Genomic DNA, 12,835 nt, shown 5'->3' with positions numbered 1-12,835 from the left:
CGGTCGACGTCATCGAGCACTTTGGTGGTCACGTCCCTATCACCGTCTCGACCGAATTGGCGCCGGATAGCGCGCGTCGTTGTTGCGGCCTGTAAACGAGGTACGTCCCGGCCAGACCACAGAGCGCTGCCGCGCTCATCCAATATCCCGGCGACGCATTGTCACCAGTGGCAGCGATCAGCCAGGTGCAGATCGCTGCCGTAAACCCGCCGAACGTCGTTGCCAGACTATATGCGAGGGAGAATCCCGACGTTCGCACACCCACCGGCATGACTTCGGTCAATGCGACGATCATCGCGCCGTTGTAGCTGGCGTAGATGAAAGACAACCAAAGTAGGACCGTCAGCATCTTCGGGAACGTCGGGCCTGCGGCCAACCAGGAAAGCGCGGGATATGCAGTCAGAAATGCCAAAGTCGAAAAGGCGATGAGGATCGGCCGACGACCAATCCGATCGGACAACGAGCCCATGATGGGAAGCCAGATGAAGTTCGATATTCCCACGCAAATCGTCACGATCAGGCCATCGGCCGCGGTCAGCTTGAGGACCGATTTGCCGAATGTCGGCGTGTAGACGGTAATGAGGTAGAACGACACCGTGGTCATGATCACCATCATCATCCCGGCAAGCACAATGCTCCAGTTTGCGAGGATGGAGCGATAGATCTCGCGGGGTGTCGGATGATGCTTCCGCGCCAGGAATTCATCGGTTTCCTGCAGCGAGCGTCGAATGAAGAATACGAAAGGAACGATCAGGCAGCCGATGAAGAACGGAATACGCCAGCCCCAATCGTCAAGCTGCGCCGGTGCAAGCCATGCATTGAGAGCGAAACCCAGCGAGGCCGAGACGATGATCGCGACCTGTTGACTTGCCGATTGCCAGCTGGCGTAAAAACCCTTCTTTCCCGGTGTGGCCATTTCCGAGAGATAGACGGAAACCCCACCAAGCTCGACGCCAGCCGAGAAGCCTTGCAGCAGGCGTCCGATCAAGACGAGGATCGGGGCCAATATGCCAATGGTTGCGTAACTTGGCACGAACGCGATGAGCACCGTGCCGGCAGCCATGATCGACAGTGTAACGATCAGGCCTTGGCGCCGGCCGATCCGATCCACGTAGGCGCCGAGGATGATGGCGCCGAGCGGGCGCATCAGAAAGCCTGCGCCAAACGCAACGAAGGTCAGCAGCAGTGACGCGTATTCATTTTCGAGTGGGAAGAATGCCTTGGCGATGTACGACGCGTAGACGCCCGACAGAAAGAAGTCGAACATCTCAAGAAAGTTGCCACTGGTGACGCGGAGCACCATGCCAAGCTTCGACTGTCCGGTGGTAACCGTCATGCCGTCCTCCCTTTTATCGTTTATGTTTTTTTGTCTTGTTCACCCGTCTTGCAGGTGTTGCAAACTTGATCGCGGCCGGATTGACCGATACGCGAGGAGCGATCGTTCAAGCTACGATTGCTGCCTCATCGTATATCAGCTGCCTGTCACCAACCTGTCGCTGCCGCACTCCGCAAGAAAATCGGTTTGAAGACGACGCGCTTGATGAGCCGGCAGATATGGGGGGCTTCTCTCGGATGTTATTCCGTCTGAAATCCAGATCCCTGGATTTCTATCGATCCTGCAACGCGCGGCGCCACTCTTTGAGGAAGCTCGCTCGTTTCGATTGATCGAGATAGGTGAGCAATTCTGCACCAATATGGATCGGCTTGACTGCGCCGCTGCGATCCGCAGGTATCACGCCTTCCGCGCCGAGACCGAGGCGCACAGGACCGACTGACCGGGCCAGGAGAAATTTCTGGCCGCGTTCTGAAAGCAGGTAATCAAGAAACAATTTCGCGGATTCCGGGTGGGGCGCGGTGACGGGTATAAAGGCTATTCGCGACATCAAGGTGATGTAGTCGGCAGGAAACACGATTCCGATAGAGGCATCTTCCTTGGCCCGTTCGATCGCGTAAGACCCTATCATATTGTAGGCGAGCAGATGTTCGCCGGATGAAATCCGATCAAGCACCGTTCCGGTGGTCGAATAGAGCTTGATACCGGCGCTGCCAAACGCACGGACCAAATCCCACGTTGTCCTGGTGATTCCGGCATCGCGCGTGATGAACAGGAAACCGGTCCCGCTCTGCTCCGGGTCATAGGTTGCGATCTTACCTCGATAGATGTCAGGCTTTCGGCTTAGAAGGCTCTTCAGGTCAGTGCGGGTTCGGGGTACATCGGACTCCGCAACGAGGTTCTTGTTATAAACAATGACAATCGGCTCCGCCGTGATGGCATAGGCTTCGTCTTTCCAGATGGCCCAATCCGGGATATGCGCAATTTCCTTCGAGACATAGGGTTGAGCATAGCCGTCATTGACGAGCTTGATCTGCAGATCCATCGCGGAGCTCCAGACAATGTCTCCGGGTGCTGCGCTGGAGGTCGAGGGATCCACGACTTGATTGTAGATATCGTTCGAGTTGATCTTTGTATGGACGATCTCGATGTCCGGATGACTTGCCCGGAAATCGGCAAGCAAGTCGGCGACGTCCGCGTCCTGGGTCGTCGATACGATGTTGAGCTGCTCTCGAGCTCCGGCGATAGCGGATGCTTGCCCTTTGAGAGGGCCGAGCTGCGCCTGCTCCGACATGGCAGGCCACGTCAGCAAGATCCCAACGCACAAGGCCAAGGCTTTGGCAGCCGCCATCGTGACGTTTCCTCGTCCATGAGCCGCTTTGCGGACTTCAGTTTGTTCAGGACCGCAGCCATTCGTACGGCAGCGCACAATCCGGCCTCAACTTGAGCTTTCACCATCACGCTTGGCAAGAGGAAAGCTCACGGAAACCCGCAGACCCCGGCCTTCCGGGCCAGGTGCAAGCACGATTTGGGCCCCGAGACGGTCCGACAAGGCTTTCACGATGGCTAGTCCAAGACCACTGCCTGCAGGGCCGTTCGCCATCGGAATCCGATAAAAACGCTCGAAAACGCGGGCCCGATGGGCCTCCGGAATTCCCGGACCGGTATCCTCGACTTCAATTCGCGCGGTCGTGGCGTCAACAACCGCGCGAACCAGGACCATCCCCCCGGGGCGGTTGTAGCGGATCGCATTGTCGATCAGGTTTGCCAGCAATTCGCCAATCAGGACCGTATTGCCGGCGATGACCGCGGGACAGTCGGATCGATCGAACTGGACGTCGATGTCGTTCGCGAAAGCCTGTGGGGCACGCTCCGACAGGACATTGAAGGCGACCTCATTCAGGTCAACGTTCTCCGCGGCCGGTTGCGCAATGTTCTGCTCGTCGGCCCGTGCCAGTGTCACGAGCTGCCCGAGCAGCCGTTCAAGGCGGTTGATGGCGTTATCGACCTCGTCGAGGGCAGATTGGCCCGCCGGCGTTTCCGACCCCAGGCGTCGCACCAGATCGAGATGCGTCCGCAGTATCGCCAATGGGGTTCGCATCTGATGCGAGGCATCGGCTGTGAATCGGCGCACCAGTCCGATGGCCAGATCCAGCCGCTGTAGCAGGGAATTTACCGCGAGCGCCGGTGCTAAAGCTTCCTGCGGCACCCGGGAAAGGTCGAGCGGACTGAGATTTGGACCGCCCTGAATACCGCGCGCGTCGATTTCTTGCTTGAGTTCGCCAAGCGGCCTCAGGCCTCGATCGACGGCGTACCAGCCGAGGCAAGCGATGAGGCTAATCAACCCGGCCTCGAGCATCGCCAGTCCGATCAGCATTTCACGTTCGACGACGCGGCGCGCCTGCACCGTTTCGGCCACTGCGACGAGGACCAGCTCCGGCCTGCCGTAGACCTGCCGCGCCTGCGCGCCGATACGAACCGTTTTGCCGCGATACGCGCCATCGCGATGGCCGGTTTCGCCAGCCTTCAATCGATCGAAGCCGGATAGTGGAAGATCCTTGTAACCGGTGATCAATTCGCCGAGGTAAGTCACGCTGTAATAGATGCTGTCGTGCGACTGGCTTTCCAGCATGCCGAGCGCAACCTGCGGCAAGTCGACCGTCAGTTCGCCATCTTCCACGCCGACGCGTTCGGCGATGGCGAGAACCGACCCATCGAGCAACCGGTCATGAACTGTCTGCACAACGCGCTGGATCAGCAACATACCGCCGATTCCAAGCACCATCGCCAATACAATGGCGGGCGCCACCAGATTGGTGAGGAGCGTTCGCCTCAACGACGGCCGCCAGGTGGCGATCACTGTACCTCCAGCAGATAGCCTAGCCCGCGGACGGTTCGGATCCGCGGCCCGTCAGGACCGAGTTTCTGGCGAACGCGACCAACATAGAGTTCCGCCGCGTTCGGCGCTACCGCCTCGTCGAAGCCAAATACCTCCGCGATCAGGCGCTCCTTGGAGACGACTTTGCCGGCGCGGGTCATCAGCACTTCCAGCACGGCAAACTCGCGCCGTCGCAATTCAAGCGGCCGGCCGCTCAGTGTAATCGTGCCCGCGGCGCGGTCGAACGCGAGCGGGCCACAGATCAAGGTTGGATTTGGAAGCCCCTGTCCCCTTCTCACGAGCGCGCGAACGCGGGCATCAAATTCGGCGATATCAAATGGCTTGGAGAGATAATCGTCGGCGCCGAGATCGAGCCCGCTGACCTTATCGCCGGTCGCGTAACGGGCAGTCAGAATCATGACCGGAACGGTCGACCCGGCTTGCCGTATCTTGTGCAGGACGCCGAAACCCGACACGTTCGGCAAGTTGATGTCCAGAATGATGAGGCTGTAGGGTTCCAGCAAGGCGGTCTGCGCCGCCGAAGCCCCGTCAGACTCGATATCGACGGCGAACCCGGACAGCTTGAGCCGCTCGGCAAGGCCGCGCGCCATGGCGGCATCGTCCTCGACAATCAGAATCCTCACTGAACAAACCCTTGCGTTCGCACCACCCGTGCGCGGGAGACGTCACCGTGAGGCTAGAAGGACAGTATCGAAAGATCAAATCGGAGCTTCCTCGCGGATGTACGGCTCGCATCCTTCGGACACTTCGCCAGGAGAGGGCCGCGTGCTTCCCGGCATCCCCTCCCTCGACGGTTCGACTTTGCCAGGCCAGTCCCCACATCGTGTGGCAACACGTAACGATACAGCGAGCAGCTTTGATGGCCAGGAGACGCGTGACGGAAACGGAAGCCGACGATCTCCCCCGCTATTTCGTCTGGGTGCGCGGTCTTGAGGGCCCCGAACCGCAGAAATGGATGGCGATGGATTTCGGCGTCGGTGACTGGAAACGGCCGCTCGTGCTCGCCTATCTCGAGCTACCTGAGGGCGAGCGACACTTGCCGTTGTCGGCGCTGGCCCGGCGATATCCGCCGCCGCGGGCAGAGGCTTCGTAGAGGGGCCATCCTGGACGGACGCGAGGATCTCGCCACCCCGTCAACCCAGGGCGAGCAACGCCGCATCACTGGCAGTACTGTTTTCCGCCATAGGTATGACATTTGCCGCCCTCGCTGCTGGCCGGAGCAGACGGCGCGCGCGGGCTCGGTTCGTGGCGGGACACCGCCTTTGGTTTCTGGGGCGACGGATCGGGACGCCGCTGGCACACGCCCTGGGCGTCCAGCACGAATTTGTTGTCACAGACGATCTGGACGCAGCGGTCGCCAACCGCCTTTTGCCCCCTCGCACAAACCAGCGGGCAGATGCGATCGGGCCGGGCGCGCACCGCATCGAGCGCGTCGAGGCTTGCGACCTTCACGTCGAATTTCGTACCGGCATATCTGTTGAAGCTGTCGAGCGCCTTTTGCGACGGTGCAGTCCAGGCGCCATCGGCCGCACCGGGATCGCAACCGACACGCTTCAGGTGCGCCTGGAGCAAGCGGGCGATGTCCGCAGGATCCATCGCTGGCACGCTAGTCGGCGCCACGGCGAGAGCAGCAGCGGGCGCGGCGGGCGGGGTCAGAGCGGCAAGCGTAGCCTGGCGCTCCTTCTCGCGCCGGTCTGCCTCGCGCTTCGCCGCCTCGATCTGTTGCTGCGCCTCCAGCGCGGCCTGCTTCATCGCCTGCTCGACCTGAAGGGCCGCGTCCTCCGCCTGCCGGCGCGCCTCCGCAACCTGCCGCCGGGCATCGTCGAGCTCGCGCTTGGCCTGCTCGGCGATGCGTTGGCGCTCCTTCTCCAGATCGCGCCGGGCCTGCTCGGAGATCTGCTGCGTGGCCCGTTCCGTCTCACGCGCCGCCTGCTCCTCGATCTGTTTCCTGAAATCGTCGCTCTTCTGCCGGACCTGCTGCTCGGCCTGCCGCTGTACGGCATCGGCGTTTTCGCTGATTTTTTCTGCGGCCTCGAGCTTGTCGAGCGCCGCATGCGCAAAGTTGGCATAGATGCCGGTGGCATGAACGGCGAGAAAGGAAAGCCAGGCCTGCTTGGTGCCGGCCTGCGCCGCAAGCTCATAATCCCGCCGGGCTCCCGCGTTCGGATCGATCGGCGGTGCAACCGGCGGCACCAGCGCCACGGTGTCGCCGCCGAGCGATCCGTAGACGAAGGGCTCCTGCCGCCGCCCCGTGCTCTTGAGCACCTCGTCGCGAACCCGGCCAAGCGTCAGGCGAAGGTCGAGGCCCGGTGTCGCCAAATGATTGAGGAGCGCGGTCGCAAACGGGCTGTGCGCACCGTCGCCGTCGCCGGCGACCGCGCCGGCCTTGGCGGCGAACGCAATCAGCGTATCCGCCGTGGCGGGCTCGATCTTGGCGAGGCCGCGGCCCATCGAACGCGTGGCGACACTGCGTGTCATCCGCTCTGCAAACGGATTGTCGCGGCAGGCATCGAGGATGACGAGCCGCAGCCGCTTCGCCGGATTTATCGCCTGGAGAATCCGGTCCAGCGGGACCGCCTCGTCCTCGACGTCGAAATCGCTCTGCAGCCTGGCATCTGCCGGAATCAGGAAGTTCGCGCCGTTCACCTCGATGCCGTGACCGGCGTAATAGACCACGGCCATGTCGGAATCCGCGGCAACCGCAGCAAAATCGCGCACCGCCCGCCGCATCTCGATGACGCCGAGATCGCGGCGAAGCTCCACGATATCGAACCCCATCCGCTTGAACACGTCGCTGATGGCGGCGGCGTCGTTGTCGGGATTGGCCAGCCGCGCGACGCTCTGGTAGTTGGACACACCAAGGACCAGCGCCACTCGCTTGTCGGCCTGCGCGGTCGTCGCCGCCGCCAGCATCCACAACATCGACAGCGCAAGCCGGCAGACCAACCGGCTTGAACGCAACATCGGGACTGAAGGGCTCAATCGGATCATGATGCAGGCTTCGCTCCACGCGTCAGCAATGTGGCTGCAATCGATATGAGTACTATTTCGATAGCGGTCCGCCCTCGGGTCTGTGCCATCGATCACACATCAGGCCCGGCCGTCAGGCGAGACGGTTGCCGCCGCGCAGTGTCCTGCCGGGCGACTCCCTGTTCGAAATGATAGTGGAAGGGGCATGGCATTGGGAAGCTGTCCAGCAACCTTCCGCAGATACTTGCCTCCCCGGGGCGCTTGAGCTTCTATGTCGGCATAAATCGCTTTTGCTTCGTTGGCCGCCAAGGGGTTTTCAGAATGATCCGTCCTTTCATGACAGTTGTATTGTCGATTGTAACCAGCGCCTCGTTGCTTCTTTCCGGCACTGCGAGCGCCGACAAGATGCGCCCGGGCTACAAGAGCTACGGAAACGCCCACGGCTTGAATGCCAACGCAGCTTGCCGTCGCCCGCATTTCAACATCTGCCAGGGTTGTAATGTCGTCATCCCGATGCGGGTCGCGCAAGACCGCGGTTGCGGGTTCAATTTCCAATCCCTGGGTCCGTTCGTGGGCCAGGACGTCGTCGTCTCTCCGGCGAACGGATCTTACAGCCTGGTCAACTCGACGAAGGCTGTGTACCGGCCGAATTCCGGCTTTACCGGCAGCGACCATTTCGAGAGCAGACTCTACTTCGAGGACGGCGCCGGCAAGCGCACGTTCCTGAATCTGAAAGTCAACGTCAACGTCGTTCCCAGCCTGTGAGCTGCCGAAGCACCGTGCTCTCGGCACCGGTCTCAATCACCCTCACAGCTGCCTCCGCATGAATCGGCTCCGCCGGACGGACGTGCGCGACCGCGCGGGCTCGGCTCCTGGCGCGATACCGCCTTTGGCTTCTGCGGCGGCGGATCGGGACGCCGGCGGCACGTGCTCTGGGCATCCAGCACGTCATTGCCGTCGCAGACGATCTGGACGCAACGATCGCCTTCTGCCTTTTGTCCCTTGGCGCACACCAGCGGACAGACACGATCGGGCCGGCCGCGCACCGCATCGAGCGCATCGAGGCTGGCAACTTTGACGTCGAATCTGGTGCCGGCGTTTCGGTTGAAATTGTCGAGCGCCTTTTGCGACGGCGCCGTCCAGGCACCGTCGGTGGTCCCGGGATCGCAGCCGACGCGCTTCAGATGGGCCTGGAGCAGGCGTGCAATATCCGCCGGATCCATTGCCGGCACGACAACCGACGCAGGGGCAGGCGCAGCCGGCGGAGTTAGCGCGGCGAGTGTGGCCTGTCGCTCCCGCTCGCGCTGTTCCTGTTCGCGCCTTGCGGCCTCGATCTGCTGCTGCGCGTCCAGCGCGGCCTGCTTCTTTGCCTGCTCGACCTGAAGGGCCGCATCCTCCGCCTGCCGGCGCGCCTCCGCAACCTGCCGCCGGGCATCGTCGAGCTCGCGCTTGGCCTGCTCGGCGATGCGTTGGCGCTCCTTCTCCAGATCGCGCCGGGCCTGTTCTGAGACCTGGAGCTTCGCCTGCTCGGCCTGGCGCGCAGCCTGCTCCTCGATCTGCTTCTTGACATCCTCGTTCTTCTGCCTGGCTTGCTGTTCGGCTTGCCGCCTCAGCAGGTCTGCCTTTTCACGGGCCTTCTCCGCCGCATCCAGCTTGTCGAGGGCCGCATGAGCAGACACAGCGTAGGGGCCGCTACCGTGAACGCCGAGAAACGAGGTCCACGCCTCCCTTGTGCCGATCTGCGCCGCAAATTCGTAGTCTCGCTGGGACTCCGCGTCCGGATCGACCTTTGGGGCAATCAGCGGCACCAGCGCCACGGTGTCGCCGCCGAGCGATCCGTAGACGAAGGGCTCCTGCCGCCGCCCCGTGCTCTTGAGCACCTCGTCGCGAACCCGGCCAAGCGTCAGGCGAAGGTCGAGGCCCGGTGTCGCCAAATGATTGAGGAGCGCGGTCGCAAACGGGCTGTGCGCACCGTCGCCGTCGCCGGCGACCGCGCCGGCCTTGGCGGCGAACGCAATCAGCGTATCCGCCGTGGCGGGCTCGATCTTGGCGAGGCCGCGGCCCATCGAACGCGTGGCGACACTGCGTGTCATCCGCTCTGCAAATGGATTGTCGCGGCAGGCATCGAGGATGACGAGCCGCAGCCGCTTCGCCGGATTTATCGCCTGGAGAATCCGGTCCAGCGGGACCGCCTCGTCCTCGACGTCGAAATCGCTCTGCAGCCTGGCATCTGCCGGAATCAGGAAGTTCGCGCCGTTCACCTCGATGCCGTGACCGGCGTAATAGACCACGGCCATGTCGGAATCCGCGGCAACCGCAGCAAAATCGCGCACCGCCCGCCGCATCTCGATGACGCCGAGATCGCGGCGAAGCTCCACGATATCGAACCCCATCCGCTTGAACACGTCGCTGATGGCGGCCGCGTCGCTGTCGGGATTGGCCAGCCGCGCGACGCTCTGGTAGTTGGACACACCAAGGACCAGCGCCACTCGCTTGTCGGCCTGCGCGGTCGTCGCCGCTGCCAGCATCAGAGCAATCGCCAGCGCAACACGGCCGGCCAGACGCTGCAGGCGTGACATCGGAGCCGGGAGGATCAATCCGACCATGGTGCAGGCTTCATTCCGTCAAGGAGCCCTAGGCTGGCTCCGGGATGATTTCGAGGGTCTCCTCCCGTAAGTCAACCCGTCTGTGGCCTATCTCACTTCCCGGTGCCGCCGTGGGCGTCAGGCCAAACCTACGGCGGCATGACTGCGGCCGACGAAGCTCGACCTGATCAAGGAGCCGTATCAGCAGTTCTACAAGAACAATGCCGGTACCGCGCATCTGGTGCAGCGACTGCCGGGCCCGCCCATGCCGCCGGACGAGCCAGTGCGACGAAGCAGTAGGCATCGCGTCGGGAACGCCAGACCGATGCCTTGCGCCCCCATGATTATGGGTGTCGCGGCGCCCGCACCGCGGCTAAACTTGGCCCTGCGCCGCGGGGGACACGCGGTGCAGGACGACGATGATCATGACCGAACAGGGCGAGACGGGTGAAGCCATCACCATCCTCCTCGTCGAGGACGACGCGCCGACCTGCTGGCGGCTCCAGGACGCGCTGGTCAAGGCCGGCTACGAGGTGCGAAGCGCCGGTACGCTGGGAGAGGCTCGTTCGGCGCTGAGCGCGGCTGTGCCGCGCGTGCTGCTCACCGATCTGCGGCTGCCCGACGGCCACGGCGTCGAGCTGATCCGCGAGACAAGGCAACGCTTTCCCGACACCGAGATCATGGTGATCTCGGCGCTCGGCGACGAAGAAAGTGTGATCTCCGCGATCACGGTTGGCGCCACCGGCTATCTCCTGAAGGATGCGTTCCCCACTGATATCGCCACCACCGTGCGCGATCTTGTCGCCGGCCATTCGCCGATCTCGGCCTCGATCGCCCGCTTCATCGTGCGCAGGACGCAAGGTTCCGCGCAGAATGCGGCCGAGCCTCCGCCGGGCCCCGCGCTCAACACCGCAAGGCTCACCCCACGCGAGATCGACATCCTCTGGGGCATTGCCAAAGGTTTCAGCTACGCCGAGATCGCAAGCCATCTCGGCCTGTCCCGGCAGACCGTGCCCGGCCACATCAAGAACATCTATCGCAAGCTCGAAGTGCACACCCGCAGCGAAGCGGTGTTCGAAGCGGTGCAGCAGGGCCTGATCAAGCTGTGAGCGAGATCGTGGCCAAGGCACCGGTCAAACCCGGGCGGCGCCGGCTGCTGGTCTCGCGTCTCGTGCCCTATCTGCTGCTGCAGGCGCTGATAGTGGTCGCGACCGTCCTCGGGCTGCGGCTGCTCCAGCCCAGCGACCCCGACGACTTTGCGCTGAGCGAATTCTCGCTGCGCGAGGACGGCGTGGCACGTCCCGTGACGCTGCCGCATTTCACGTCGTCACGCTATTCCCTGGCCGACCCGCCGCTCTACACCGGCGCCTTCACGTTCCGCCGCGGCGATGTCGCGTCGGGATGGTCGGTATTCCTGCCGCGCTTCAGCAACGCGGTGGAAGTCTCAATCAACGGCGTCGTCATCCTGGATTCCCGACGCGATGCCAACGCCAACCGACCCGACCGCAACACTCCGCAAATCGGGGCGATCCCGTCCTCGCTGCTGCGCGAGGGCACGAACGAGATCGCGGTACGGCTGTTGGTTTGGGGACCGCTCAAGGGCTTTCTCGACACCGTCTATGTCGGGCTGGATGCGGCCTTGCGGCCGGCCTACGAGACACGCACGCTGATGTTCGTCACGTTGCCCGTGGTGTTCTCCGCCTGGCAGTCGATCCTCGCCGTCATCCTGGCGATCATGTGGCTGATGCGCCGCCGCGAGCCGGTTTACGGCGTGCTGGCCGTGGCGATGGTACTCGGCGTAGTGCAGGCCTTTGCGCCGCCACCGGTGCCCCCCCTCAACACGTCCCGGCTCGCCGCGGTATTGCTCGCGTCCGCACCGATCGAGAGCGCCCTGGTCGTCGTCTTCGGCGTGCTGTTCTTCGGCTGGCGCTGGCCGCGCTACGGCATGCTGCTGTTCGCGCCGGGGCTCGTCGTGTTCGGCGTCGGACTGATCGCCGGCCCGCCGCTGCCGCGCATTCTGTTTCTCCTGCTTGGCATTCCGACCGTCGGTCTCTGCCTGCTCCTGATGGCCTGCGTCACCGCTGCCGCGGTGGTGCGGCGGCAGGACGCGGCAAGCTTCACGCTCGGCTGCGCGGTGACCATCGTGCTGATCTGCTGGGTCCACGACATGCTGTCGGTGTTCGAGATCGTGACCGACGAGCGCATCTTCCTCTCGCGCCTGTCCTACTCGGCGATGCTGGTCGCGATCGGCGCCGGCTTGACCTGGCGGTTCGCGCGCGCGCTGAACCAGGTCGACAGCTTTGCCGACCAGCTCGTGACGCGCGTACGTGAGGCCGAGGAGCGGCTGAAGGCGAGCTTTGCCCGCGAGGAGGAGCGCGCAAGGGCAGCCGCGCTCGCCAATGAGCGCACGCGGCTGATGCGCGACCTGCATGACGGCCTCGGCGGCCAGCTCATCAGCATCGTGGCACTGTCCGAGCGCGGGCACGAGGGCGCGACCATCACCGACGCTGCCCGTGCGGCGCTGAAGGACCTCCGCCTCGTCATCGACTCCATGGACGACATCGGCGGCGACCTGATGCTCGCACTCGGCTCCTGGCGCGAGCGAGCGACCGCGCAATTGCGACCGCACGACATCGCGCTCGACTGGCACGTGGCCACGCCGCAGGGGCTGCCGCTGCATCCCGAGCTCAGGCCATGGCATGTCATCCAGATCGTGCGCATCCTCGACGAGGCCGTGACCAATGCGGTCAAGCACGCACAGGCCCGCCGCATCGCGGTCACCATCGAGACGGTCGACGAAGGTCAGGGGCCGTTCGGTGTGATCAAGGTCGCGGATGATGGCAAGGGCTTTGCGAACGGTTCTGCGCCGGTCGGCAGCGGCAGAGCCACCGACGCGGGCCAGACCGCGCGGGGGCTTCGCAACATGAGGAGCCGTGCCGCGCGCTGCGGGGCGATGCTCGATCTGAGCTCGGATTCCTCAGGCACGCGCGTGCGGCTGCAATTGCCGCAGATTTTCCCCGACAGCGGTGCCGCCGTCGGCTGAAAAGC

At 63.6% G+C, this 12,835-nt stretch carries 10 protein-coding genes; 4 read left to right on the top strand and 6 right to left on the bottom strand.

All coding sequences use genetic code 11. From position 1 onward, the window contains the following. Positions 1 to 28: 28 nt before the first annotated feature. From IVB19_RS03315 to IVB19_RS03300, 4 genes are all read right to left on the bottom strand, one after another. Positions 29 to 1,336 carry an MFS transporter gene (locus tag IVB19_RS03315; protein ID WP_018453164.1) on the bottom strand — a complete coding sequence of 436 codons (1,308 nt, stop codon included), beginning with the start codon at positions 1,334 to 1,336 and terminating at the stop codon, positions 29 to 31. Positions 1,337 to 1,607: 271 nt separating this feature from the next. Then, positions 1,608 to 2,684 (bottom strand): ABC transporter substrate-binding protein, encoded by a 1,077-nt coding sequence (locus IVB19_RS03310; protein ID WP_085350789.1) that lies wholly within the window; start codon positions 2,682 to 2,684, stop codon positions 1,608 to 1,610. A gap of 87 nt (positions 2,685 to 2,771) precedes the next feature. Further along, positions 2,772 to 4,193 carry a sensor histidine kinase gene (locus tag IVB19_RS03305; protein WP_018453162.1) on the bottom strand — a complete coding sequence of 474 codons (1,422 nt, stop codon included), beginning with the start codon at positions 4,191 to 4,193 and terminating at the stop codon, positions 2,772 to 2,774. Continuing rightward, positions 4,190 to 4,855, bottom strand: coding sequence for a response regulator transcription factor (locus IVB19_RS03300; protein ID WP_018453161.1), 666 nt, complete (start codon positions 4,853 to 4,855; stop codon positions 4,190 to 4,192). Before IVB19_RS03300 ends, IVB19_RS03305 begins: the two co-directional genes overlap by 4 nt. 236 nt (positions 4,856 to 5,091) lie before the next feature. Here IVB19_RS03300 and IVB19_RS03295 point away from each other — a divergent pair, with 236 nt between their 5' ends. Continuing rightward, positions 5,092 to 5,325 (top strand): hypothetical protein, encoded by a 234-nt coding sequence (locus IVB19_RS03295; RefSeq protein WP_026232472.1) that lies wholly within the window; start codon positions 5,092 to 5,094, stop codon positions 5,323 to 5,325. 65 nt (positions 5,326 to 5,390) lie between these two features. Here the strand turns inward: IVB19_RS03295 and IVB19_RS03290 are convergent, their stop codons facing one another. Further along, entirely contained in the window at positions 5,391 to 7,223 is a 1,833-nt protein-coding gene (locus IVB19_RS03290; protein WP_247821038.1) for a caspase family protein, read from the bottom strand. Positions 7,224 to 7,523: 300 nt separating this feature from the next. Here IVB19_RS03290 and IVB19_RS03285 point away from each other — a divergent pair, with 300 nt between their 5' ends. Continuing rightward, on the top strand, positions 7,524 to 7,967 hold the full coding sequence (locus IVB19_RS03285) for a hypothetical protein (protein WP_204512507.1): 444 nt from the start codon (positions 7,524 to 7,526) through the stop codon (positions 7,965 to 7,967). Positions 7,968 to 7,999: 32 nt separating this feature from the next. Here the strand turns inward: IVB19_RS03285 and IVB19_RS03280 are convergent, their stop codons facing one another. After that, positions 8,000 to 9,808 (bottom strand): caspase family protein, encoded by a 1,809-nt coding sequence (locus IVB19_RS03280; protein WP_247337574.1) that lies wholly within the window; start codon positions 9,806 to 9,808, stop codon positions 8,000 to 8,002. A 404-nt stretch (positions 9,809 to 10,212) separates the two neighbouring features. Here IVB19_RS03280 and IVB19_RS03275 point away from each other — a divergent pair, with 404 nt between their 5' ends. Next, complete coding sequence (locus tag IVB19_RS03275; protein ID WP_018453158.1) at positions 10,213 to 10,896, top strand: response regulator; 684 nt, start codon at positions 10,213 to 10,215, stop codon at positions 10,894 to 10,896. Beyond that, positions 10,893 to 12,830 (top strand): ATP-binding protein, encoded by a 1,938-nt coding sequence (locus IVB19_RS03270; protein WP_247299254.1) that lies wholly within the window; start codon positions 10,893 to 10,895, stop codon positions 12,828 to 12,830. Before IVB19_RS03275 ends, IVB19_RS03270 begins: the two co-directional genes overlap by 4 nt. The last annotated feature ends 5 nt before the right edge of the window (positions 12,831 to 12,835 follow it).

It is taken from the genome of Bradyrhizobium sp. 187, assembly GCF_023101005.1.
Taxonomy (GTDB): Bacteria; Pseudomonadota; Alphaproteobacteria; order Rhizobiales; family Xanthobacteraceae; genus Bradyrhizobium; species Bradyrhizobium canariense_D.
The sequence above is the reverse complement of the archived record's forward strand: the minus strand, read 5'-3'. Positions and strand labels throughout refer to the sequence as shown.